The sequence below is a fragment of the Leifsonia sp. NPDC056665 genome (genome assembly GCF_042791795.1).
Lineage (GTDB): Bacteria > Actinomycetota > Actinomycetes > Actinomycetales > Microbacteriaceae > Leifsonia.
Map to the genome: position 1 here is coordinate 197383 of NZ_JBHTXK010000002.1, position 22473 is coordinate 219855.

Annotated in this window: 24 protein-coding genes; 13 read left to right on the forward strand and 11 right to left on the reverse strand. The window is 71.9% G+C overall.

What is annotated here, in order from left to right:
* Positions 1-28: 28 nt before the first annotated feature.
* Positions 29-1930, reverse strand: coding sequence for a BglG family transcription antiterminator (locus tag ACFQ9V_RS03180; RefSeq protein ID WP_382457725.1), 1902 nt, complete (start codon positions 1928-1930; stop codon positions 29-31).
* An 80-nt stretch (positions 1931-2010) separates the two neighbouring features.
* Positions 2011-3144, reverse strand: a complete 1134-nt coding sequence (locus ACFQ9V_RS03185) for an acyltransferase family protein (RefSeq protein ID WP_382457726.1) — start codon at positions 3142-3144, stop codon at positions 2011-2013.
* Between the two features lie 201 nt (positions 3145-3345).
* Between ACFQ9V_RS03185 and ACFQ9V_RS03190 the strand changes: the two genes are divergently transcribed.
* The 6 genes from ACFQ9V_RS03190 to ACFQ9V_RS03215 all read left to right on the forward strand — a co-directional run bounded on the left by ACFQ9V_RS03190 (position 3346) and on the right by ACFQ9V_RS03215 (position 8942).
* The gene (locus ACFQ9V_RS03190; protein ID WP_382457727.1) at positions 3346-3654 is read left to right on the forward strand and encodes a PTS sugar transporter subunit IIB; all 309 of its coding nucleotides are present in this window, start codon (positions 3346-3348) and stop codon (positions 3652-3654) included.
* Positions 3655-3717: 63 nt separating this feature from the next.
* Positions 3718-3984, forward strand: a complete 267-nt coding sequence (locus ACFQ9V_RS03195) for an HPr family phosphocarrier protein (RefSeq protein WP_370055496.1) — start codon at positions 3718-3720, stop codon at positions 3982-3984.
* Positions 3985-3986: 2 nt separating this feature from the next.
* Entirely contained in the window at positions 3987-5678 is a 1692-nt protein-coding gene (gene ptsP, locus ACFQ9V_RS03200) for a phosphoenolpyruvate--protein phosphotransferase (RefSeq protein WP_382457728.1), read from the forward strand.
* A gap of 30 nt (positions 5679-5708) precedes the next feature.
* Positions 5709-7322, forward strand: a complete 1614-nt coding sequence (locus tag ACFQ9V_RS03205; RefSeq protein WP_382457729.1) for a PTS mannitol transporter subunit IICB — start codon at positions 5709-5711, stop codon at positions 7320-7322.
* A complete protein-coding gene (locus ACFQ9V_RS03210) occupies positions 7319-7756 on the forward strand; it encodes a PTS sugar transporter subunit IIA (protein WP_382457730.1) in 438 nt (145 codons plus the stop codon). The genes ACFQ9V_RS03205 and ACFQ9V_RS03210 overlap by 4 nt, the downstream gene beginning before the upstream one ends.
* Positions 7757-7769: 13 nt before the next feature.
* A complete protein-coding gene (locus tag ACFQ9V_RS03215) occupies positions 7770-8942 on the forward strand; it encodes a mannitol-1-phosphate 5-dehydrogenase (RefSeq protein WP_382457731.1) in 1173 nt (390 codons plus the stop codon).
* On the opposite strand, the gene ACFQ9V_RS03220 is transcribed toward ACFQ9V_RS03215, so the two are convergent.
* From ACFQ9V_RS03220 to ACFQ9V_RS03260, 9 genes are all read right to left on the reverse strand, one after another.
* Positions 8929-10008, reverse strand: a complete 1080-nt coding sequence (locus tag ACFQ9V_RS03220; protein WP_382457732.1) for a hypothetical protein — start codon at positions 10006-10008, stop codon at positions 8929-8931. The genes ACFQ9V_RS03215 and ACFQ9V_RS03220 overlap by 14 nt on opposite strands.
* The gene (locus ACFQ9V_RS03225) at positions 10008-10544 is read right to left on the reverse strand and encodes an ATP-binding cassette domain-containing protein (protein ID WP_382457733.1); all 537 of its coding nucleotides are present in this window, start codon (positions 10542-10544) and stop codon (positions 10008-10010) included. The genes ACFQ9V_RS03220 and ACFQ9V_RS03225 overlap by 1 nt, the downstream gene beginning before the upstream one ends.
* Before the next feature lie 53 nt (positions 10545-10597).
* Positions 10598-11701 (reverse strand): peptidoglycan-binding protein, encoded by a 1104-nt coding sequence (locus ACFQ9V_RS03230; protein WP_382457734.1) that lies wholly within the window; start codon positions 11699-11701, stop codon positions 10598-10600.
* 6 nt (positions 11702-11707) lie between these two features.
* Positions 11708-12313, reverse strand: coding sequence for a hypothetical protein (locus tag ACFQ9V_RS03235; RefSeq protein ID WP_382457735.1), 606 nt, complete (start codon positions 12311-12313; stop codon positions 11708-11710).
* 37 nt (positions 12314-12350) lie between these two features.
* On the reverse strand, positions 12351-12629 hold the full coding sequence (locus tag ACFQ9V_RS03240) for a hypothetical protein (protein WP_382457736.1): 279 nt from the start codon (positions 12627-12629) through the stop codon (positions 12351-12353).
* A 187-nt stretch (positions 12630-12816) separates the two neighbouring features.
* A complete protein-coding gene (locus ACFQ9V_RS03245; RefSeq protein WP_382457737.1) occupies positions 12817-13392 on the reverse strand; it encodes an RBBP9/YdeN family alpha/beta hydrolase in 576 nt (191 codons plus the stop codon).
* Positions 13377-14984 (reverse strand): amidohydrolase family protein, encoded by a 1608-nt coding sequence (locus ACFQ9V_RS03250; protein WP_382457738.1) that lies wholly within the window; start codon positions 14982-14984, stop codon positions 13377-13379. Before ACFQ9V_RS03250 ends, ACFQ9V_RS03245 begins: the two co-directional genes overlap by 16 nt.
* 8 nt (positions 14985-14992) lie before the next feature.
* Positions 14993-15613, reverse strand: a complete 621-nt coding sequence (locus ACFQ9V_RS03255; protein ID WP_382457739.1) for a bifunctional 4-hydroxy-2-oxoglutarate aldolase/2-dehydro-3-deoxy-phosphogluconate aldolase — start codon at positions 15611-15613, stop codon at positions 14993-14995.
* A gap of 10 nt (positions 15614-15623) precedes the next feature.
* Positions 15624-16871 carry an amino acid deaminase gene (locus ACFQ9V_RS03260; protein WP_382457740.1) on the reverse strand — a complete coding sequence of 416 codons (1248 nt, stop codon included), beginning with the start codon at positions 16869-16871 and terminating at the stop codon, positions 15624-15626.
* Between the two features lie 113 nt (positions 16872-16984).
* Here ACFQ9V_RS03260 and ACFQ9V_RS03265 point away from each other — a divergent pair, with 113 nt between their 5' ends.
* The 7 genes from ACFQ9V_RS03265 (at position 16985) to ACFQ9V_RS03295 (ending at position 22451) form a co-directional block, all read left to right on the forward strand.
* Complete coding sequence (locus ACFQ9V_RS03265; RefSeq protein WP_382457741.1) at positions 16985-18046, forward strand: sugar kinase; 1062 nt, start codon at positions 16985-16987, stop codon at positions 18044-18046.
* Complete coding sequence (locus ACFQ9V_RS03270) at positions 18043-18840, forward strand: IclR family transcriptional regulator (protein WP_382457742.1); 798 nt, start codon at positions 18043-18045, stop codon at positions 18838-18840. Before ACFQ9V_RS03265 ends, ACFQ9V_RS03270 begins: the two co-directional genes overlap by 4 nt.
* A complete protein-coding gene (locus ACFQ9V_RS03275) occupies positions 18837-19241 on the forward strand; it encodes a RidA family protein (protein WP_382457743.1) in 405 nt (134 codons plus the stop codon). The genes ACFQ9V_RS03270 and ACFQ9V_RS03275 overlap by 4 nt, the downstream gene beginning before the upstream one ends.
* Before the next feature lie 71 nt (positions 19242-19312).
* The gene (locus ACFQ9V_RS03280) at positions 19313-20425 is read left to right on the forward strand and encodes a type III polyketide synthase (protein ID WP_382457744.1); all 1113 of its coding nucleotides are present in this window, start codon (positions 19313-19315) and stop codon (positions 20423-20425) included.
* The gene (locus ACFQ9V_RS03285) at positions 20422-20961 is read left to right on the forward strand and encodes an isoprenylcysteine carboxyl methyltransferase family protein (protein WP_382457745.1); all 540 of its coding nucleotides are present in this window, start codon (positions 20422-20424) and stop codon (positions 20959-20961) included. The genes ACFQ9V_RS03280 and ACFQ9V_RS03285 overlap by 4 nt, the downstream gene beginning before the upstream one ends.
* Entirely contained in the window at positions 20958-21998 is a 1041-nt protein-coding gene (locus ACFQ9V_RS03290; protein ID WP_382457746.1) for an NAD(P)/FAD-dependent oxidoreductase, read from the forward strand. Before ACFQ9V_RS03285 ends, ACFQ9V_RS03290 begins: the two co-directional genes overlap by 4 nt.
* Before the next feature lie 93 nt (positions 21999-22091).
* On the forward strand, positions 22092-22451 hold the full coding sequence (locus ACFQ9V_RS03295; protein ID WP_382457747.1) for a hypothetical protein: 360 nt from the start codon (positions 22092-22094) through the stop codon (positions 22449-22451).
* The last annotated feature ends 22 nt before the right edge of the window (positions 22452-22473 follow it).

The following is a 22473-nucleotide window of genomic DNA, read 5'->3' on the forward strand; positions in this document are numbered from 1 at the left end:
TCCCGCCACTTCTCACGTTTCGGGGGCGCTACGCGTCGATGATGCGGACGAGTTCGTCGATGAAGGCGGTGAAGGTGTCGGCGCGGCGGATGAGGCCGAGGACGGCCTCCCGGTCGGAGAAGACCTCCACGAACTGATCGAAGACGGTCTGGAACGCGGCTCGGCCGCCCTCCGAGAAGGCGATGAACGCGATCACGTTCACCCGCGCGTCACCCCAGTCCATCGCGGTGTCGTTGACGACGATCGCGATCGCCGTCCGCTTGGCGTTCATCGTCATGGCGTGCGGCACCGCGAGGGTGTCGGTGAACGCCGTGGACGACATCTGCTCGCGCTCGACCGCCTGCTCCACGTAGTCGCGCCCGATCGCGTCCGCGGCGATCATCCTGTCCCCGAGCGCGCGGATCATCGTGATCGCGTCGCGCGCGTAGAAGTTGCGCAGGAACAGGCTCTCGTCGAAGTACTCGAGCAGCTCGTTCTTGATCCCGGCCCTGCGGCGCTGCCGGCGGATGCGCGCGACCGACTGCCGGATGTGCTCCACGTCCGTTGCAGTGAGGAACGGCTGCACGATGACCGTGTTCTCCCGCCGCCCGCGCGGGTCGATCGTGGTCAGCACGAGGTCGGCGTCGATCGCGGACCAGTCGGCGTCGGTGGAGGTGATGACGCTGACGATGTCCAACTCGTCGCCGAGCGCGCTCTCCAGCTTCTCGCGCAGCAGGATGTGCATGTCGTAGTAGTTCGGGCAGACGACCGCGGTGCGCACGGCGTCCCGGCGGCGCGATTGCTGCTCCAGGTACGCGCCGACGTGCATCGCGATGTAGGCGATCTCGTCGTCGTTGACCGCGATCCCCTCCGCCGCCTGCAGCCGGCTGGCGATGTAGACGGCCAGCTCGTAGGTCATCGGGTACGAGCTCTTGATGGAGCGCGTGAGCGGGTTGCGGGAGTAGGTGTTCTCGTGCGCCCTCGCCACCAGGTTCTGGACGTGCAGGGTGAGCCGCACGATGAAGTCCTCGTCGCGGAGGTCGACCAGGTACTCGGCGGAGGCGCGCGCGACGATCCCGCGCACGATGTCGAGGTCCGCCTCGCTGACGAACTCGGCGACGCTGTCCGCGCGCGCTCCCGGCGCGATGACCCGCGTGCGCAGCAGGATGGCGAGGTAACGCAGCTCGGTCGGGTCGAGCTCCACGTCGAAGTGCGTGCGCACGAGGCCGCCGAGGTCGTCCGCCAGCCCGCGCAGGGCCTCCCCCGCCTCTGCCGTGCCTGTCGCGGGGAGCACCCGATCCTTGGCGACGCGGTCGAGGGCGACGGCCATGTGCAGCAGCACGTCGTTGATGCCGTACTCGTTGACGAAGAACCCGCGCGCGTCCAGCATCTCGACCAGGTCGGACTTGAACGCGGCCAGGCCCTCCGACGCGAACGCCTCCTGGATGCGCGAGATGTCCACGACGCCCTGCCGCATCTCGTCCCGGAACAGCCGGCTGATCAGCTTGCGCCGCGCGATCTCCGGCCCGTTCAGCCGCGCGACCGGACCGTGGCGGTCGAGCTCGAGCTCGGTGTCGGCGAGGAGGCTGCGGACCCGGGTGAGATCCGACTCGATGGTCGAATCGCTCACGAAGAGGCTTTCCGCCGTCTCGTAGACGTCGATCCCCTCCGGCTCGTCGAGCAGCCGCCTAGCGAGGAACGCGAGGCGCTCCTGCGGCGAGCCCGCCGCCGGGGAGGCACCCGTCGCGTCGGCCAGGTAGGCGGCGTACGCGTCGCCCTTCACGCGGTAGCCGCTCGGCCCCGACTCGACCAGCTCGCCGAGCGCGGCGGAGTAACTGCGGATGCTGCGGGAGGTCACGCCCAGGTCGTGCGCGAGCTCGGCGGCCGTCACCCAGGCAGCACGACGCGCCAGGATGTCGAGCATCCTCGTCTGCTTCGCCGAGAGCGCCATGCGACGCGACCACCTTTCCGCAACCGAGTCAATCACTCGGCCGGGGTTCCCGCAGGCGGGCCGCGCCAGATTTCCGCCCCTCAGGAAGAACGGCTGGGCGCGCGTTCAGCCCTCCGACTGCGCTCCTTCCCTGCCGGCTCCCGCCGTCGCTCCAGCCGGGCGACGGGCGAGAAGACGAACGCGAACAGCGCACGCCAGACCTTCGCTCCCGCCCGCTCGACGACGAGGTGGATGCCCGCTGCCACGATCAGGACGACGACGAGAGCAGCCACGACCCCGGGCCAGATCGCCTCCGGGTCCACCCAGGCATTGAGCAGCGCATACCCGAACACCGCGTGCGCGAGGTACAGCGGATAGGTCAGCGCGCCCAGAAACCGGCTCCCCGGGATCGGGAGGGCGGCCACTTTCGGCCGGGTCAGGACGAACACCAGCGCGAAGAGCAGGACCACGACGACGCCCAGCACGACCGGGTTCGTCGCCGCGCCTTCGCCGGACTCCTCCGCCCGCCGGACGGTCGCGACGACGCCGCCGATCGCGCTCGCGACCAGACCGGCCGCCCGCAGCGCCGTCCATCCCGAGCGGGACACCATCGCGATGATCGCGCCGCCCGCGAACAGGGTGAACAGGTCGCCGCACAGCGGGAGCGCCGCCACGCGCGGCACGAAGAGGGTCGTGCCCAGCATCCCGACCGCCCAGAGCGGGAAGAACGTCTCCAGCCAGTGCCGCCGCCGGAGCAGCAGGAAGAGGAACACCAGAGCGTAGAACTGCAGCTCGAGCGTCAGCGTCCAGTAGACGCCGTCGAGCTGCGGCTGCCGGAAGGCGGCCGGAGCCATCGTGAGGTTGGCGAGGAACTTCGGGAGGAGCTCGGCGGGCGGCGACTGCGCAGTGAGCAGCAGCGTGGCCGAGGTGAGCGCGACGCCCGCCCAGTAGGCGGGATAGAGCCGCGTCGCCCGTCCGGCAGCGAACGCCGACGCCTCCCGGCCGGAGGCGGAGAGGAAGATGACGAACCCGCTGATGAGGAAGAAGAGCTGCACGCCGAGGAAGCCGTAGGCGGCGAGCCAGGTGACCGGCGTGGAGGTGAAGGCGTGCACGGCGCCGTTCTCGGGGCCCCAGAACAACCAGTGGTAGGCGACGACCGAGAGGGCGGCGGCGAGGCGGAGGATGTCGAGGAGGGCGAGGCGGGAACGCGTCGCGTGGTCGGTGGGGATCGGCATACGCGCTCCTTCGGTCGACTCCCGATTTTAGAGCATCAATGTCAATGTAGCATTCCTGCCTGAGCAAGCCGTTTCCGCACCCCCAGGAAGAAACCTTCCTGGCCCCCACCTGGGCGTCAGGACGAGCATGGTCACGATCCACCGGACCACCCGATCCACTCCGTTTCACCCGTTCGTGCACCACCGAAAGGCATGAGGTCGATGAAGATCATCGTTGTCTGCGGCGCCGGCGCCTCCAGCACCTTCGTCGCCGTGAAGCTCCGCAACGCCGCTGCGGCGCGCGGGCTGCAGGTGCAGGTCGCCGCGGGCAGCGCGAGCCAGCTCGACTCGCTCGCCGCGGTGGACGTCGTCCTGGTCGGCGCGCATCTGGAGTCCGTCGTCCCCGCGCTTCGTGCGCGGGCCGCCGCCACCGGCACCGCCGTCGCCGTCCTCCCCGCCGTGTCGCCCGCCGCGCTCGACGGCGCACTCGCGCTGGATCTGGCCCTGAACGCGAAGGCCGAGGCACGATGAGAGCCTCTGGCACCGCGGAACCGCGGCGTACCGTGCCAATCGACAACGAAGGAGACCGGAACAATGGCTGAGCGGATCATCACCGTCGGATCGACCCACGGGCTGCACGCCCGTCCCGCCAAGCTCTTCGTGGAGGCCGTCGGCGCCTCCGGTGCGAAGGTGTCGCTGTCGAAGGAGGGCGGCCGCACGGTGGATGCCGGAAGCATCCTCGGCGTCATCTCGCTGGGCATCGACCACGGCGACAAGATCGTGCTGACGACCGACGCCGCGAACGGCGAATCCGTCCTCGACGACCTGGCCGTGATCCTCACCACGGACCACGACGCCTGATCATGTCCGAGATCGTGGAGACGACACAGCTCACCGGCGCCGGCATCGGCCAGGGCATCGCCCTGGGCCCGGTGCTCCGGATGTCCGACCCGCTCCCCGAGCCGGAGAACACGTTCAGCACGCGCACCCCGGACGAGGAGAAGGCCCGCGTCGCACAGGCCGTCGCGACCGTCGCCGCCGACCTGCGCGAGCGCGCGGGCCGGGTGTCCGGGACGGCGGCGGACGTGCTGGAGGCGCAGTCGATGATGGCGGAGGACTCCTCCCTCGCCGACGACGTGGCCTCCCGCATCGACGGCCGCGCCACGGCCGAGCGTGCGGTGTTCGAGGCCTTCGGAGTCTTCCGCGACATGCTCATCGGCCTCGGCGGCTACATGGGCGAGCGCGCCAGCGACCTGGACGACGTGGCCCAGCGGGTGATCGCGGCGCTGGAGGGCCGCGCCGCGCCGGGCGTGCCGGAGTCCGACGAGCCGTACATCCTGGTGGCCCGCGACCTCGCTCCGGCCGACACGGCGCTGCTGGACCTGACGAAGGTGCTCGGCCTGGTCACCCGGGAGGGCGGCCCGACCTCCCACACCGCCATCCTGGCCCGCGAGAAGGCGATCGTCGCGATCGTGGGCGTCGCCGGGGCGGACGACCTGGCCGCGGGCACCGAGGTGATCCTCGACGCCGGGGCCGGCACGGTCACCGTGGCGCCCAGCGCGGCGCAGAGCGACGACGCGCGCCGCCGCATCGCCGAGCGGGAGGCTGCCCTCTCCGGCGGTCTGGAGCCCGGCGCACTGGCCGACGGCACCGCGATCCCGCTGCTGGCCAACCTCGGTTCGGCCGAGGGCGCGCAGAAGGCGATCGACGCGGGAGCGGAGGGCGTCGGCCTGTTCCGCACGGAGTTCCTCTTCCTCGACGCGCGGATGGCGCCGACCGTCGAGCAGCAGCGCGAGCAGTACGTGAAGCTGCTGCAGGCGTTCCCCGGCAAGAAGGTCGTCGTGCGGGTGCTCGACGCGGGCGCGGACAAGCCGTTGGAGTTCCTCAACGACGCGCACGAGGACAACCCGGCGCTGGGCCTGCGCGGCATCCGGTCGCTGCGCGCCAACGAGGACATCCTGCGCGAGCAGCTCACCGCCCTGGCGGAGGCCGACGCCCAGACGAAGGCCGACCTGTGGGTCATGGCCCCGATGGTCGCGACCGTCGAGGAGACCCGCTACTTCGTTAAGCTGGCCGGCGAGTTCGGGCTGAAGACGGTCGGCGTGATGGTCGAGGTCCCCTCCGCCGCACTGCTGGCCGACCGGGTGCTGGCCGAGGCCGCGTTCGCCTCCATCGGCACCAACGACCTCACCCAGTACACGATGGCCGCCGACCGCCTGCTCGGCTCGGTCGCCGGCTTCCAGGACCCGTGGCACCCGGCCGTCCTCCGCCTCGTCGGCGAGGTCGGCGCGGCCGGCACGGCGCACGGCAAGCCGGTCGGCATCTGCGGGGAGGCCGCCGCCGACCCCCTGCTCGCGGTGGTGCTCGTCGGCCTCGGCGCGACCACCCTCTCGATGTCGCCCGCGGCTCTCGCCGACGTGCGGCTGTCCCTCACGCGTTACACCCTCGACCAGGCGAGAGCCCTGGCCGGGGCAGCACTGGCCGCCGATGGCGCGGCCGAAGCCCGGGAGGCCGTCCGAACCACGGCCGCCGGGTTCGCCCAACCACCTGCCTAGGCAGGACCGACACAGAAACGAGGCACCATCATGACATCGGCGACAGCGACGACGCCGAAGCAGCCCAGAAGCGCTCGCGTCCACGTGCAGCGCTTCGGGACCTTCCTCTCGAACATGGTCATGCCGAACATCCCGGCGTTCATCGCCTGGGGGTTCATCACGGCCCTCTTCATCGCCACCGGCTGGCTCCAGAACACCGGCTGGGCGATCAGCGGGATCCTGGGCGGCTTCGGCGACCAGGCCAAGATCGGCTGGAGCGGCGCGGCGACCGTGCTCGCCCAGGACCCGAGCGGCCACACCTTCCAGCAGTACGTGGGCCTCGTCGGCCCGATGATCACCTACCTGCTGCCGCTGCTGATCGCGAACACCGGAGGCCGCATGGTCTACGGCGTGCGCGGCGGCGTGGTCGGCGCCATCGCGACGATGGGTGTCATCGTCGGCTCCAACATCCCGATGTTCATCGGCGCCATGATCATGGGCCCGCTCGGCGCCTGGGTGATGAAGCAGGTGGACCGCCTCTGGGAGGGGAAGATCAAGGCCGGCTTCGAGATGCTGGTCAACAACTTCTCCGCCGGCATCGTCGGAATGCTGTTGTCGATCGGCGCCTTCTTCGGGATCGCACCGCTCGTCGAGTGGCTGAGCAGTGTCCTGAGCAACGCGGTCAACTGGCTGATCTCGGTGCACCTGCTGCCGTTCGCCAGCCTCCTGATCGAGCCGGGCAAGGTGCTGTTCCTCAACAACGCGATCAACCACGGCGTGCTCACCCCGCTCGGCATCGAGCAGGCGCAGCAGCAGGGCAAGTCCATCCTGTTCCTGCTGGAGGCCAACCCCGGTCCCGGCTTCGGCATCCTGATCGCCTACTCGATCTTCGGGATGGGCATCGCCAAGGCCAGTGCGCCGGGTGCGGCCCTGATCCAGTTCGTCGGCGGCATCCACGAGATCTACTTCCCGTACGTGCTGATGAAGCCGATGATCGTCATCGCGGCGATCCTCGGCGGCATGACCGGCATCGCGATCAACGTGACCTTCAACTCCGGCCTGCGCGCCCCGGCGTCCCCCGGATCGATCATCGCCGTGCTGATCCAGTCTCCGCTCACGAGCATCCCCGGCGTGGCACTCTCCGTCGTCGGCGCAGCGACGGTGTCGTTCGTGGTCTCGTCGATCATCCTGCGGGCGAGCCGCCGCCGCGACATCGCCGCGGGCAACCTGGGCGACCTGACCGCCGCCGTCGCGCAGACCGAGGCCAACAAGGGCAAGGAGTCCTCGATCCTCGAGGGCCTGGTCCAGGAGGGCGAGCACGACACCGGCGACGCGCAGGGCGACGGCACCGACCGGCTGGTGCGCAACATCGTCTTCGCGTGCGACGCTGGGATGGGCTCGTCCGCGATGGGCGCGTCCGTGCTGCGGAACAAGATCAAGAAGGCCGGCGTGGAGGGGGTCACGGTGACGAACCAGGCCATCAGCAACCTCGACGGCACGGCCGACCTGGTGATCACGCAGCGCGAGCTCACCGACCGGGCCAAAGGCCAGTCGCCTGACTCGCTACACGTTTCCGTCGACAACTTCATGAACAGCCCCAAGTACGACGAGGTCGTCGACCTCGTCGCCAAGCAGCAGACCGTCACGGAGGACGCCACCAAATGACCGACACGATTCTCGACCGGGCGAACGTCGTGGCCGCGGGCAACGCGACCACGCGGGAGGACGCGATCCGGGAGGCGGGTGAGCTGCTCGTCAGAGCCGACGCCGTGCAGCCGGGTTACGTCGACTCGATGGCGCAGCGCGAGGCGACCGTCTCCACCTTCATGGGGAACGGCCTGGCCATCCCGCACGGCACCAACGAGTCCAAGGACGAGATCGTGCGTTCGGCGCTCTCCTTCATCCGCTACTCCTCGCCGCTCGACTGGGGCGGCGAGGAGGTGCGGTTCGTCGTGGGCATCGCCGGGAAGAACAACGAGCACCTCGACATCCTGAGCAAGATCGCCATCCTCTTCTCGGAGGAGGACGACGTGCAGCAGCTCATCGACGCGCCGGACGCGGACGCCCTGTTCGCGCTGCTCGGCGACGTCAACGACTGAGACGGGGGCTCGCATGAAAGCCGTCCACTTCGGCGCGGGCAACATCGGCCGCGGCTTCGTGGGGCTCCTGCTCCACGAGGCCGGGTACGAGGTGGTGTTCGCGGACGTCAACGCCGAACTGATCGACGCGCTCGACGCGGCGGACTCGTACGAGGTCCACCTCGTCGGTGACGACGCGGAGACCAAGACCGTCACCGGCTTCCGGGCGATCAACAGCGCGACAGCGGAGGACACGCTGGTCGCCGAGATCGCGACCGCCGACGTGGTCACCACCGCTGTCGGCCCGCGCATCCTGCGCTTCGTCGCACCGGTGATCGCGCGCGGGCTCGCGGCCCGGGCATCCGATGCTCCGCGGCTCGCGGTGATGGCGTGCGAGAACGCCATCGGGGCGACGGACCTGCTCGCGGCGGAGCTGATGGACGGCCTCCCCGACGACGACACCCGCGACGAGCTGGCCGCCCGCGCGGTGTTCGCGAACACGGCCGTCGACCGCATCGTCCCGGCCCAAGCGCCGGACGCGGGCATCGACGTGACGGTGGAGACCTTCTACGAGTGGGTGGTCGACAGCAGCCCGTTCAACGGGAACGTGCCGCCGATCCCGGGCGCCCACTTCGTGGACTCCCTCGGGCCGTACATCGAGCGCAAGCTGTTCACGGTCAACACCGGGCATGCCACGGTGGCCTACACCGGCTTCCTGGCGGGCGCGACGATCATCAGCGAGGCGATCGGCATCCCGTCGGTGCTGGCGGCGACCGAGGCGGCGCTGGCGGAGACGTCGGCCGCACTGAGCGCCAAGCACGGGCTGGACCCGGAGGACCTGGCGGCGTACCGGGCGAAGATCCTGAACCGCTTCCGCAACCCCTACCTGATGGACGAGGTGACCCGCGTCGGCCGCGAGCCGCTGCGGAAGCTCGGCCGCAACGACCGGTTCGTCGGCCCGGCCGCGGACTACGTGCAGTACGTCGGCGGCGTCCCGGAGGCGCTGCTCGCCGCGATCGGCGCTGCGCTGCGCTTCGACGTGCCCGAGGACACGCAGAGCATGGAATTGCAGCAGTTGCTGCGCGAAGCCGTTGCGGAGGACATCGTGCGCGAGATCGCCGGTGTGACCGACGGCGAGCCGCTGTTCGCGCCGCTGGTGGCGACGGTGCGGGCGGTGCAGGAGCCCCCGCGGGTCAGCGGCGCTTGAAGTAGACGAAGAGGTGCTTCTCGCGAGCGAGCAGCACGGCGGCGACCGACCCGATCACGGTGGCGCAGGCACCGGCAACGACGACCCTGCCCGCCAGCACCGAGAGCGCCGGCAGCGCGTCCGCGCCACCGACGACCACGATGAGTGCACTGATCGCGCCGGTCGCCCAGAGCGCCGCGAACGCGACCCAGACCGTCGTCTCGACGACGAGTTGCGCGGCGAGATCGCCTGCGCGAACGCCGCTGTGCCGGGCGGCGGCGAACTCCAGCCGCCTCCGCCACGCCGCGATGAACCCGAGGCTCGCTGCCACGACCGCAGCCGCCGCTGGCGCGAACCGGGTGACCCGCACGTCGAACCGGTCGGCTCCGTCGAACCGCACCCCGACTGTCGAGTTGAGCTGCTGCACTTGCGGCGGCTGGGAGTCGATCACGCCGGTCTCCGACCTGACCGTCGTCGGAAGCAGCCGCTCCACAGCCGCCGACTGCGGCCACACCTCGACCCAGCACTGATCGAACGCGCGTGTGTCGTTCGTCGGCATGAGGATCGCGTATCCGAGTCCCGGCGTCCGCCCATCGTCGGCGTAGTCGTACACGCCGCCGACGACCGTCTCGCCCTCGCGCATCCCGATGATGTCACCCACATCGGCCCCGAGCGTCGACGCGACCTCGGCGGACACCAGCACCCCAGCACCGGGTTCGACCCCGCCGAGCGACTCGAAGCCGCCGAACAGCGGGCTGACCACGAACGCCGGGATACGCGAACCGGGGAGCCGGTCGACCGTCACCTTGTCCGCCGCCCTGATCGCGCCCGCCGCCCGCACACCCTTCACAGCAGTGAGGCTCTCGCAGGCCGCACCGTCGATCCGGCCGTCGGCGACGTACACGGTCGTCGCCGCTCCGGATGCGCGGTAGCGGCGGCCCTCCGCCTGCAGGGCGGCGACGCTGGTCACCTCCACGGCCGCGAGCGCCGCCAAAACGACGCAGAGCACGACGCCGAACACCCCGCCCCGTGTCGTGCCGGAACGCAGGTTGAGCAGGGCCTCAATGACGATCGCGAGCGGACGCATCAGTGGGCCGCCAGGTCGATGGCCGACGTGCACGCATCCCTGGTGCGAGCGTCATGTGTCGCGACGACGATGATCGTGCCATCGTCCGCCAGCGTGGAGAGCGCCTGGTTTACGGCATCGGACGATGTCGTGTCGAGCTGGGCGGTGGGTTCATCGACCAGGAGAAGGTCGGGAGCCGCCGCCATGCCCCGTGCGAGCATGAGCCGCTGAGCCTCCCCGCCGGACAGCTGATGGAACGGCGCCGACGCGACGGCGGCCAGCCCGACGCGGGCGAGCCGCTGCCGCGCCTCGCGCCGGGCGTCGGCGTGCAGCATCCCGCGCGCGAGCAACGGCAGGGCGACGTGGTCCTCCGCGGTCCTCCCCGCGACGCCGTGCGGGTTCTGGAACACCCAGGCGATGGATCGCACGCTGTCGCGACGCACGGTGCCTCCGGTGGGCTCGGTCCAGCCGGCGAGGATGCTGAGCAGGGTGCTCTTGCCGGAGCCGGATGGCCCGGTGAGGGCGTAGACGTTGTTGGGTGTGAGTGTGAAGGTCACGTCGGAGAAAAGCGGCGCGGCCTCTCCGAAACGGTGAGAGAGTCCGGTGACCGCTACCTGCACGATGGGGCTCCACGCACGCCGAGCTCGACGCGGGTGACGGTGGGACTGGCGGTGGGCTTTTCGGCGCCCTTTTCATAAAGCTGTACGAACGTCTTGCCGAGCTGGGACCCGACCATCCGCACCGCGCGCGGCTTCTCCCCGCTCAGGACGCATGCCTCATCCCCCTCGATCGCATACAGGGCAGCGGGGGGAACGACGAGCGTCGCGACGGGCTCGGCCAGCCGGAAGTCGACGGAGACGGTGACGGCGCCGTCTCCATTCCCGGCGTCCTGCTGTCCGGGCCCCGATGCGTTGCCGAGCGCAGACCGATACGACGCGGTGTCGGCGAGTGTACGCAGCGACGCCTCGTCGGCGACGATGCCGTGCGCATCCACAGGGATCACCGCACTGTCGACGGCGACCTCTCGTGCCCCGGCAACGACATCACCGGGAATGCCCTGCACCGTCGCGGAGGCGACTGCACGCGTCAGCGTCGCGAGCGGGTCCCCTGCTGCCACCTGGTCCCCCACCTGCACGTCGCAGGACACGGCCGTGACGACGGGAGCGGGAAGCCAGACGAACAGGTCGGCGGGAGCCGCCTGCCAGTCCGCCGACGCATGACCGTTGCTCTGAGCGAGCGCACGCACGGCAGCGAGAGTGCCCCGCCCGAACTTCCCGTCCACGGCGGTGTCGTACCCGAGACGAGCGAGCTCAGCCTGCAGCGCCGACACGTCCGGCCCGGTGTCGCCCGCGGCGATGTCCCGCCACAGCGGCTGGCCGGTGGCCAGGAAGACGAGAGGATCGTCGTTGACGGAGACGGTCGACGTCCCAGAGGTCAACTCACCGCCCGGGACACACGACAGCGCGGTCACGCGCCCTTCGCGCGGCATCGCGAGCGAACGCTGGGCGCCCGGCACGACGGCGAGGCCCAACTGACGCCCGTCGGCGAACTGCTGCGACGACACGGGAACCGACCCGGTGCTCACGGAACGCGCGATGTCGGCGGGCGTGCTCGCTGGCGCGATGGCGACGCCGATCGAGACACCGACGCTCAGCGTCGCGACGCCGACGGCCACGAGGAGCGAGGCACGGCCGGGGAGGCGGCGTGGGGGCATGCGGGGTCAGCCTCCCCTGGTTTCGAGCCCAAGCGGGTCGTTGAAGCAGCGCCCCGCTTTGTCCGACTCATGGTTGAACGAGAACGTCCACTCGTCGAGTTCGCGCGCGTAATCCTTCGCGGAGTAGTCCTTGTCGACCAGCCCTGCCTTGACGAGGCACGCGGCGACGATGGTGTTCTCGTCCAGGTGCTGGGGGTTGCGCAACATACGCGCACGAAGGCCGCTCACGACATCGAAGGGGCGCGAGCACTCGCGGAGTGCCTTCTGGACGACGGGATCATTGCCGTCGACGCTGTTGGTGACGCTGAAGCGCCCATAGGCGTCGTCTATCGTGACGGTGAAGTCCTTTGCCGCCATGCAGGCGATGAACTGATCCCCGATCTCCGAATAGTCAGCGTCGGTGATCGACTCCTTCGCGAGAATCCGATGTGCGGTCCCGTCCGTCGTCATTCGGTACATCTCGGCGAAGTCCGCTGCCCAGACGCCGGAGAACGACGGCACCGCCCCGGTGAACTCGTTCTGGGTGGTGCTGTCGTCCTCCGGGGTTGCATCATCTGATGTGACGCAACCGGCGAGTGCCGTGGCGGTCAGGCACGCGAGAGCGATGCCCATCGCCGACCGCATTCTCCTCATCTGTGTACGCTCCGGATCAGTACTGGAAGCCGTACCCGGTGGTCCCGGCCCAGCACGCATTCTGATTCGACCACGCACCCCTGCCCGCCCAGTTCGCGTACTTGGTTCCACTCATCGTGTTGTTGAAGTGGCGAATACTTCCCGACGAATCCGTGTGGTTGTACGCGCGCCACTTCTCCAGGCCGACGTGGTACGTCGCCGCCTGCGCAGGCGCGGCAAACGCCAGCCCTGCACCGCTCATGATCCCGGCCGCAACCGCGATCCCTGCGATCTTCTTGATGATTCCGTGCTTCATTGCGTTCCTTTCGTCGTGTCTCCTGTGACACGCGTAGGACCGTAGCATTAATATGTGAAGCCGTAAATGTTTGTAATAGCGCCTCGTGCGAGCGGACCGACTCGGCCAGGGAGGCGGCGTTCGGGCGTGCGGGGTCAGCCTCCTGTCGCTTGAACCGCCGAGCGCTGAGCGTCCTGCCGTCGCCGCGTTAGCGCGGGACGATCGTGGCCGCCGGATCGAGACACCAGTCGAGAACCGATGGCCACGTTCCGTATCCGGACGCGGGCGTGAGGTGCCCGCCGCCCGGGATAGTCGTGAGCGGGATGCCGAGCGGCCCGGCGAAGACGGCGTGCGCGCCCTCCGGGTTGCACGGGTCGGCGTCGGACGCGACGATGCGGGTCTTGGCCGCGGGCCTGCTGGGGTCGAGCGCGGCGAACGCGGCGACCTCCGGGTTCTCTCGCAGGTAGGCGGGCGACGGCGGTGCGGCCAGGAGCACGCGCTCGACGGGCGACCCGGCCCCGGCGTCGTCCGGTCGCGCGCCCAGCCAGAGCATCGCACTCAGACTGTGGGCGACCACGGTCACCCGCGCTTCCCCCTCCGACGCCTCCCCGAGGGCCGCCGCCGCAGCCTCCCGCCACGCGCTCAGGTCCGGCTGCTGCGCGTCCGGGAGCTGCGGGTAGACGACGCGCTCACCGCGCTCGCGCAACGCGGCGGCGAGCTCGTACTGCCAGTGCCCCGGCGGGCGGAAGTTGCCCCAGCCTTGCAGGATCAGGAACGCGCGCATGAGGCCGAGCGTAGCGCCCGGCCGGGCACGGCCTCCGTCCGGTTTCCGTCCGCGACGACGGGGATGCCCGCGACGAGCACCCACGGGATGCCGGCCGCCTGCAGACGCGGCGATTCGAAGGTGGCGCGGTCAGCGACCGTCGCCGGGTCGAACAGCACGAGGTCGGCGGTCATCCCCGGTGCGATGCGGCCGCGGTCGGTGAGGCCGAGGCGGCCCGCCGGTCGCGCCGAGAGGTGCACGATCGCGTCCTCCAGGGTCAGGACGCCCTCCTCGCGGACGTAGTGGCCGAGGTAGCGCGGGAAGGTCCCCCACGCCCGCGGGTGCGGCTTGTTCCCGACGAGGAGGCCGTCGCTGCCGCCGGTGTGACGCGGATGACGCATGACCGTGCGGACGTTGTCCTCGTCGCCGACGTGCTGGAGGATGCCGGTGCCGAGCCGGTCGGCGACCAGGAGGTCGAGGGCGACCTCGGCGGGAGGGCGGCCGTCCGCCGTGGCGAGGTCGGCGATCGTGTGGCCCACCCGCTTCGCGAGCGCGGGATCGCGCACCCCGGAGACCTCCACGGCGCTCCAGTCGACGGGGACGCCGTGTGCGCCGTCGGAGCCCGTGACGTCGAGCTCGTGGACGATGCGCGCCCGGGCCGCGCGGTCCTGGAGCCGTCGCAGCGTGGCATCGGGGCCGCCTGCCGCCGCCCAGCCGGGCAGCAGGGCGGAGAGCGTGGTGGACCCCGCGAGGTACGGATAGCTGTCGAGCGTGATGTCCACGCCGTCGGCGAGCGCGCGGTCGATGAGTGCGAGCAGCTCGCCCGCGCGCCCGCGGTTGACGGCGAAGTTCATGGTCGCGTGCGTGAGATGGAGGGCGCAGCCGGATCGGCGGGCGATCCCGATCATCTCCGCGTAGCCCTCGAGCGCGCCCGCGCCGTAGGAGCGCTGGTGCGGGGCGAAGTACCCGCCGCGCGCAGCCACGACCTCGCAGAGCGCGACCACTTCGTCGGTGCTCGCGAACATCCCTGGTGCGTAGCTGAGGCCCGCCGACAGGCCGAACGCCCCCTGCCGCATCCCGCGGTCGACCTGGGCGCGCATCGCCGCGAGCTCGGCCGGGGTCGCCGGACGGTCGTCCGCACCGACGACGTCGAGGCGGACGGTGCCGTGCGGGACCAGGTAGGCGACGTTCGCCGCGACGCCGCGCCGGTCGACCTCGGCCAGGTAGCCGGCGACGTCCGCCCAGCCGGCCTCCGGACCCCGCGGACCGTTCCAGCCGGCGAGCTGCTCGCGCAGGAGGCCGAGCGTCCCCTCGCTCGCCGGTGCGTACGACAGGCCGTCCTGGCCGACGACCTGCGTCGTCACGCCCTGGGTCACGGCGGGCAGGTTCAGCGGATCGTCGAGCACGGCCAGGTCGGAGTGCGCGTGCATGTCGATGAAGCCGGGGGCCACGGCGAGACCGGCCGCGTCGATCGTGCGGGCGCCCGTGGCGTCCAGCCGGCGTCCGGCCTCCACGATCCTGCCGCCCTCCACGCGCACGTCGCCGATGCGCCCGGGCCGGCCGCTCCCGTCGAGGAGGAGGCCGCCGCGGATGAGCAGCGGCGTGCCATCCACGGCAGCGCTCACCCTGCCGCCGCCGCGGTGAACGCGCGCGCCTTCTCGGTCACCGCGTCCCACGCCGCCGCCTCGATGTCCGCCACCCCGACAACGCTCGACCCGGCCGTGACCGCGAGTGCGCCCGCCGCCATCCACTCGCGCGCGTCGCGCGTGTGGAGGCCGCCGGACGGCACGAACGGGACGCCGGGGAACGGGCCGCGCAGATCCTTCAGGTAGCCGGGTCCGACAGCGGACGCCGGGAACACCTTCACCGCGGCCGACCCCAGCTCCACGGCGCGCATGACTTCCGACGGGCTGAGCGCCCCGAGCATGATCGGCACCCCGGCTTCGCGGGCGACGGCGGCCGCGCCCTCGCTGAGGCCGGGCGTCACCAGGAACCGCGCGCCCGCCGCGATGGCCGCCTCCGCGGTGCGCGCGTCCGTGACGGTGCCCGCTCCGACCAGAGCGCCGTGCGGCTCCGCAGCGGCCGCCGCGATCACGGCCTCCACGTCCGGGGTGGTGAAGGTGAACTCGACCGTGCGGATGCCGCCGGCGACGAGCGCCTGGCAGAGCGCGGCAGGGTCGTCGATGCGCGGGGCGCGGACGACCGCGAGCGCGCGGTCGGCGGTGAGGGTCTCGATCAGCATGGTGCTCCTGTCAGCCAAAGGTCGTCTCCAGCATCCCGATCACCCTCGGCTCACCCGCGAGCGCGTCGTCCACCACCGCGAGCGCGCGCCACTTGTCGAACGTCGTGCAGGGGTGCGAGAGCCCGAAGCGGATGACGTCGCCGACCTCCACCGCCGCGTCCGCCGGCACCCGCACGAACGCGTGCTGATCGTTGAGCGCGCTGACGACGGCGCCCTCCAGCGGGACGGCCACGGGCTCCCCGAACCGCCGGATCGCCTGCGGGATCGGCAGCCCCTCGTCGTACGGGAGGTCGCGCTTGCCCGCGTCCACGAGCACCAGCCCCGGCTCGGGGCGGGAGACCACGGTCGCCCAGCCGTGGATCGCGGAGTGGAACTCGCGCCCGTCACCGCCGCGCCGCAGCGGCGTGATGGAGCGGTAGAAACCGTCGTCGTGCGTGATGTAGGCACCCGACCGCAGCAGCACCTCCACGTCCCGGCCGCCGCCTCCCGCCGAGCGGCGCGGCGCGAGCACGTCCGCAACCTGGTCGAAGTAGGCGCTGCCTCCGGCCGTGAGGATGACCGGCCCGTCCTGTGGATAGAGCCCGGCGGCCTCGATCGCGTCGTGCAGGGCCAGCAGCTCCTCCAGGTAGCGCTGGACGCGGTCGAGCGACTCCGGCGTCGCGTCGTGCGCGAGGGCGCCTTCGTACCCGGCGACCCCGGCGAGTCGCAGGACCGGGGAGGCCGCGACCGCCGCAGCGACGGCGAGCGCCGCCGCCGGTCCGCGGGCTCCCGTCCGCCCGCCGGCCCCACCGAGCTCGACCAGCACGGCGAGCGGGGCAGCCGGACCGGCGTCCGTCAGCGCCTCCGTCATGATCTCGACCGAGCGCAGCGAGTCGGCCCAGACGGTCAGCCGGTCGGCATCGGGCGCGAGCGCTCGCAGCGCCGCCGGCTGCACGAGCGCGTTCGCGAGCAGCACCCGCGGGACGCCCCAGCCGAGCGCGACCGACGCCTGCCAGGGCGTCGCCACCGTGATGCCCCAGGCGCCCGCGTCGAGCTGGCGCTGCCAGAGCTCGCGGCTCATCGTCGTCTTGCCGTGCGGCGCGAGGGCGACGCCCGCCTCCGCGCACCACTCGGCCATCGTCGCGAGGTTGTGGGCGACCGCGGACTCGCTCAGGGTCACGATCGGTGTCGGGAAGTCGCGCAGCAGCGGGCGCGTGCGCGGGAGGTCGGCGACGTCGGCGGAGGTGAAGCCGAGCGGCGCGGCCTTGAACTCGTCCATCCATCTCCTCGCCGTTGCACGATACGCAACGCTCGTTGCACATCCAGTGCACTCCTGTCTAGCATGAGCCGAGGCCATCGCGAAAGGCCGACGGCACGAGAAGGGGAGGACGGATGGCGGCGCCCGCAGCTCTGGTCACCATCGGCGAAGCAATGGTCGTGCTCTATCCCGACCACCACCTCCCGCTCGCGGAGGCGCACAGCTTCGGCTCCGACGTCGGCGGCGCCGAGTTCAATGTCGCCACCACGCTCGCCCGCCTCGGCCTCCCGACCGCGTGGGTGTCCCGGCTCGGGGTGGACGGCTTCGGCGACCGCGTCCTCACGGCCGCGCGCGATGCCGGCGTCGACACCTCGGCCGTCGAACGGGACCCGGGCCGCCCGACCGGCCTCTACGTCAAGGAGCCCGTGGCCGGCCCCGGCGGCGTGCGGACCCGGATGCACTACTACCGGAGCCGGTCGGCGGCGTCCGCGCTCGGTGTCGAACAGCTCCGCGCCGAACCCGCTGCCGCGCTGCTCGGAGGGGCAGCCATCGTCCACACCTCCGGCATCACACCGGCGCTCTCGGACTCCACCGCGGAGGTGGCGGCGAACCTTCGCACGCTCGTCGGCTCCGGCACCCTCGTCAGCGTCGACCTCAATCTCCGCCCGGCCCTCTGGACCGGTCGCGACCGCGCAGCGCTCGACAGCCTGCTCGGCCAGGCCGACCTGCTCTTCGCCGGGCACGAGGAGGCGCACGCCCACTTCGGGCACGCGGACCCCGCCCGGCTTTTCGCCGACCTCCCGCACCTGCGGACGCTCGTGCTGAAGGACGAGGAGCGCCGCGCCTCCGCGTACCGGCGCGACGGCGGCGAGACCCACGTGCCGTGCCTGACGGTGGAGGTCGTGGAGCCGGTCGGCGCGGGCGACGCGTTCGCGGCGGGGTTCCTCGCCGGATTCGCGGAGGGCCGGGACGACACGGCCGCGCTGCGGCTCGGGCACTCGCTCGCCGCACTGACGCTGATCGGCCACGGCGACCGGCCGCTGACCGTGCCGACCCGCGGCGAGCGCGACGCGATTGCGGCGGCGGCGGACGACGTGTGGGAGCGCTGGCGGGTGCACCCGGGCGAGATCCCGTGGCACGCGGCGCCACCGTCCGCGGCGCCCCTGGCCTCCGCACCCGTGGACCGCATCCCATGAGCCAGTCCGTCGCCCGCGCGCTCGACGTCCTCGACCTCCTGTCCCGGGGCGTGCGCACCCTGGATGCGCTGTCGGCCGAGCTGGGCGTCCACAAGTCGACCGTCCTCCGGCTGCTGCAGACGCTGGAGTCCCGCGGGTTCGCCGCTCACGACACCGCACACCGCTACCGCGTCGGCCCGGCGGTGTTCGCGCTGGCGTCCGACGCGCTCGACGCCGTCGACGTGCGCACCGCGGCGGCGCCGATCCTGCGCGCGCTGGCCGCCGAGACCGGCCAGACCGTCCACCTGGCGACCTACCAGGACGGCGTCGTCACCTACATCGACAAGGTCGAGTCCCGCCAGGGCCTGCGGATGTACAGCCGGATCGGCCTCCCCGCGGCCATCCACGCGACCGCGGTCGGCAAGGTGCTGCTCGGCGGCCTCGACCCGGCCGAGCGCGAGCGCGTCGCCGCCGGCCTCGACCTCCACGCCTTCACCCCGCGGACGCACGTCACCGTCGCCGGGCTGCTCGCCGACGTCGCGGTGAGCGCCGAGCGCGGCTGGGCCGAGGACCACGAGGAGCACGAGACCTTCATGAACTGCGTCGGCGCTCCCGTCCACGGACCGGACGGACGGGTCGCCGCGGCCGTGTCGATCTCCGTGCCGAACGTGGTGCTGGCGCACGACGGCGTGCTCGCGCTGCTGCCGGCGCTGCTGGAGGCGACCGAGCGCATCTCGGCTGAGCTGGGGGCGCGGACGCCGACGACCGCCTCCGCGCCCACTCTGTCCCCCGCCCCACCGAAGGAGACCCCATGACCGACCGCATCGCCCTCACCACCCCCGACGCCCCCGCGCCCGCCCACACCTTCTCGCAAGGGGTGAGGCGCGGCCCGTTCCTGCAGGTCTCGGGCCAGGGCCCGGTGGACCCGGCCACGAACGAGTACCTCCACCCCGGCGACGTGAAGGCGCAGACCGAGCGCACCCTCCGCAACGTGGAGGCGGTGCTCGCGGCGGGCGGCGCCGGCTTCGACGACGTGATGATGCTCCGGGTCTACCTGACGACGCGCGACGACTTCGCGGCCATGAACGAGGCGTACGGGGAGTTCCTGGCGGGCCGCGTCACCTCCCGCGTGCTGCCGGCGCGCACCACGGTGTTCACCGGGCTGCCGCGGGCGGAGATGCTGGTGGAGATCGACGCGTTCGCGGTGATCGGCTGAGCGGGCGAGCCCGGTCTGACAGTTCACCTCAACCTCACACCCCCGAACCACCCCGGTGGTACGTTTCGCATGTGAGCCGTATCGTCGCCGTGGCGCCCGTGCTGCCCGCCCGCAGCTACAGCCAGGGCGAGATCACCGCCGCGCTCCTCGCGATGATCACCAGCGACCCGCAGCGACAGGCCGTCATGCGGCGCATCCACGCCGCCAGCGGGGTCGAGACGCGCAGCCTCGTGATGCCGCTCGAGCGGTACAGCTCGATCGCGTCGTTCCGCGAGTCGAACGACTTCTTCATCGCCGAGGGCACCACGCTCGCCGAGCGCGCCGTGACCCAGGCGCTCGCGACCGCGGGCCTGCGCGCCACGGACGTCGACTACCTCCTCTTCACCTCCGTCACCGGGATCGCCGCCCCCTCCATCGACGCCCAGCTCGTGCAGCGGCTCGGGATGCGGCCCGACGTCAAGCGGCTGCCGAGCTTCGGGCTCGGCTGCGTCGCCGGAGCGGCCGGGATCGCCCGTGTGCACGACTACCTGGCCGGGCACCCCGGCGAGATCGCGGTCCTCCTCTCGGTGGAGCTGTGCTCGCTGACCGTGCAGGCGCGCGACGACTCGATGGCGAACATCGTCGCGAGCGGGCTCTTCGGCGACGGCGCCGCGGCGGTCGTGATGGCGGGCGACGACCGCGCCCGCGAGCTCGGCCTCCCCGGTCCGGAGGTCGTCGACACACGCAGCCGCATCTACCCCGACACGGAGGACGTGATCGGCTGGGACATCGGCGGGACCGGCTTCCGCATCGTCCTGAGCGCCGGCGTGCCCGACGTGATCGACAACAACTTCGCCGACGACGCCCGCGGCCTCCTCGCCGAGCACGATCTGGAGGTGTCGGACGTCAGCGCCTGGGCCGCGCATCCCGGCGGTCCCAAGGTGCTGGAGGCCTTCGCCCGGGCCCTCGACCTGCCTGCGGACGCCCTGGAGGCGAGCTGGAGGTCGCTGGCCCGCGTCGGCAACCTGTCGTCGGCGGCGGTGCTGCACGTGCTGGCCGAGCAGTTGGACGTGCACCCGGCCGGGACGGTCGGGCTGCTGTTCGCGCTCGGGCCCGGCGTGACCAGCGAGCTGGTGCTGCTGCGGTGGGCCGCGGGGACGGAGGCCGCGGACACCGCCGCGCGCACGATCGGCTCGGCCGCGTGATCTGGTACACCGTCCTCATCCTCGCCACCGGCGCCGAGCGGATCGCCGAGCTCGTCGTCTCCGCGCGCAACGCCCGCTGGTCGTTCGCCCGCGGCGGCGTCGAGTACGGTCGCGGGCACTTCCCGCCGATGGTCGCCCTCCACAGCGGCCTGCTGCTCGCCTGCCTGGCGGAGGTCTGGCTGCTCGACCCGCCGTTCCTGCCGTGGCTCGGCTGGCCCATGCTCGTGCTCGTGCTGGCGAGCCAGTCGCTGCGCTGGTGGTGCATCGCGACGCTCGGCCCGCGCTGGAACACGCGCGTCATCGTCGTCCCCGGCCTCCCACTGGTCGAGCGCGGCCCGTACCGGTGGCTGCGTCACCCGAACTACGTCGCCGTCGTCGTGGAGGGATTCGCCCTCCCGCTCGTGCACACGGCGTGGATCACTGCGCTCGCCTTCACCGTGCTGAACGCGGTACTGCTGCTGGGCTTCCGTCTCCCGTGCGAGAACCGGGCGCTCGCCACCCCCGCCGCCGCGTCCGCCTCCTCCGCCTCCGCATGACGACCGAGCTCGTCGTGGTCGGCGGCGGTCCGATCGGCTTGGCGTGCGCCATCGAGGCGCGGCTGGCGGGCATGGAGGTCGTCGTCGTGGAGCCCCGCGACGACCCGATCGACAAGGCCTGCGGCGAGGGCCTCATGCCGGGCGCCCTCGCCGCCCTCCACCGCATCGGAGTCGACCCGCCCGGCCACCGGCTCGACGGGATCGCCTACCTGGACGGCGCGCGACGCGTCGAGCACCGTTTCGCCGAGCGGCCGGGACGCGGCGTCCGCCGCACCGTACTGCACCGCGAGCTGGCCCGGCGCGCCGCCGAGCTGGGGACGCCGGTCGTCCGCGATCGCGTGGCCGGACTGACCCAGCGCAGGGACGGCGTGGAGCTGAGCCTCGCGGGCGGGGAGACGATCGACGCCCCGTGGGTGATCGCCGCGGACGGCCTCCACTCCCCCGTCCGGCGGCTGCTCGGGCTGGAGGGGCGCGCGCAGCACCCCGTCCGCCGGCGGTACGGGCTGCGCCGGCACTACGCGGTCGCGCCCTGGACCGACCTGGTCGAGGTGCACTGGTCCCCGCTCGTGGAGGCCTACGTGACGCCCGTGGACGACCGCACCGTCGGCGTCGCCGTGCTCGGCCCGCGTCCGCTCGACCAGGAAGCGGCGATCGCCACGATCCCGGAGCTCGCCGACCGCCTGGCCGGTGCGGAGCCGGTGACGGATTCGCGCGGCGCCGGACCGCTCCTGCAGCGCTCGCGCTCCCGGGCATCGGGCCGCGTGCTGCTGGCCGGGGACGCCTCCGGGTACGTCGACGCGCTCACCGGCGAGGGGATGCGGGTGGGGTTCGCGCAGGCGCGCGCCGCCGTCGCCGCCGTGCGCGCGGGGAACACCGAGCAGTACGAGCGCGCGTGGCGGGCGACGACGCGGGACTTCCGTATGCTGACGACCGGGCTGGTGGTCGCCGCCCGGTCGCCGTTCCGTCCGCGGATCGTGCCGACCGCGACCGCGCGACCGCAGCTCTTCGGCGCGATCGTCGAGCGACTGTCGCGCTGAGACGGGCGTCGGCTCCCTCTCTGGTCTCCTGTCGTCTCATCGCGTAGTATGTTGCCGGTAGATGACACATGCGGTATTTTGCGAGGTGCGTTCGTGACTCTTCAAGACCTCTCCCCGGCCACCCCGGACGTCGAGGCCATCCCGGACGTCCGAGCGGAGTGCCCGCTCGCGGACGAGCCTCCGGAGACGCCCGAGCGGCCGACCGCCATCGCCGGCACTCTGACCACGGCCCGGAGGACGACGGTCACGTTCTACCTGTCAGAGACGCTGCGCAACCGCGCCCGCGCTGCCTACCGCTCGACTTCGTTCGAGGAGAAGGACAGCAGCTGGTCCGAGATGCTGAACAAGGCCCTGATCGCGGAGGTCGAACGGCGGGAGGCCGAGTACAACCGCGGGGAGATGTTCCCCGAGAGCGAGGCGCCGCTGACGCCGGGGCGGCCGATCGGGTTCTGAGGGATAGTGGGAGGACGCTCGG

Bases quoted from the DNA above. Each gene is read 5' to 3' on its own strand.
- ACFQ9V_RS03190 (WP_382457727.1), top strand. From the start codon at position 3,346: ATGAAGATCATCGTTGTCTGCGGCGCCGGCGCCTCCAGCACCTTCGTC.
- ACFQ9V_RS03220 (WP_382457732.1), bottom strand. From the start codon at position 10,008: ATGCGTCCGCTCGCGATCGTCATTGAGGCCCTGCTCAACCTGCGTTCC.
- ACFQ9V_RS03260 (WP_382457740.1), bottom strand. From the start codon at position 16,871: ATGGACGAGTTCAAGGCCGCGCCGCTCGGCTTCACCTCCGCCGACGTC.
- ACFQ9V_RS03270 (WP_382457742.1), top strand. From the start codon at position 18,043: ATGAGCCAGTCCGTCGCCCGCGCGCTCGACGTCCTCGACCTCCTGTCC.
- ACFQ9V_RS03210 (WP_382457730.1), top strand. From the start codon at position 7,319: ATGACCGACACGATTCTCGACCGGGCGAACGTCGTGGCCGCGGGCAAC.
- ACFQ9V_RS03275 (WP_382457743.1), top strand. From the start codon at position 18,837: ATGACCGACCGCATCGCCCTCACCACCCCCGACGCCCCCGCGCCCGCC.
- ACFQ9V_RS03205 (WP_382457729.1), top strand. From the start codon at position 5,709: ATGACATCGGCGACAGCGACGACGCCGAAGCAGCCCAGAAGCGCTCGC.
- ACFQ9V_RS03245 (WP_382457737.1), bottom strand. From the start codon at position 13,392: ATGCGCGCGTTCCTGATCCTGCAAGGCTGGGGCAACTTCCGCCCGCCG.
- ACFQ9V_RS03215 (WP_382457731.1), top strand. From the start codon at position 7,770: ATGAAAGCCGTCCACTTCGGCGCGGGCAACATCGGCCGCGGCTTCGTG.
- ACFQ9V_RS03195 (WP_370055496.1), top strand. From the start codon at position 3,718: ATGGCTGAGCGGATCATCACCGTCGGATCGACCCACGGGCTGCACGCC.
- ACFQ9V_RS03240 (WP_382457736.1), bottom strand. From the start codon at position 12,629: ATGAAGCACGGAATCATCAAGAAGATCGCAGGGATCGCGGTTGCGGCC.
- ACFQ9V_RS03265 (WP_382457741.1), top strand. From the start codon at position 16,985: ATGGCGGCGCCCGCAGCTCTGGTCACCATCGGCGAAGCAATGGTCGTG.
- ACFQ9V_RS03255 (WP_382457739.1), bottom strand. From the start codon at position 15,613: ATGCTGATCGAGACCCTCACCGCCGACCGCGCGCTCGCGGTCGTCCGC.
- ACFQ9V_RS03230 (WP_382457734.1), bottom strand. From the start codon at position 11,701: ATGCCCCCACGCCGCCTCCCCGGCCGTGCCTCGCTCCTCGTGGCCGTC.
- ACFQ9V_RS03185 (WP_382457726.1), bottom strand. From the start codon at position 3,144: ATGCCGATCCCCACCGACCACGCGACGCGTTCCCGCCTCGCCCTCCTC.
- ACFQ9V_RS03180 (WP_382457725.1), bottom strand. From the start codon at position 1,930: ATGGCGCTCTCGGCGAAGCAGACGAGGATGCTCGACATCCTGGCGCGT.
- ACFQ9V_RS03290 (WP_382457746.1), top strand. From the start codon at position 20,958: ATGACGACCGAGCTCGTCGTGGTCGGCGGCGGTCCGATCGGCTTGGCG.
- ACFQ9V_RS03235 (WP_382457735.1), bottom strand. From the start codon at position 12,313: ATGGGCATCGCTCTCGCGTGCCTGACCGCCACGGCACTCGCCGGTTGC.
- ptsP (WP_382457728.1), top strand. From the start codon at position 3,987: ATGTCCGAGATCGTGGAGACGACACAGCTCACCGGCGCCGGCATCGGC.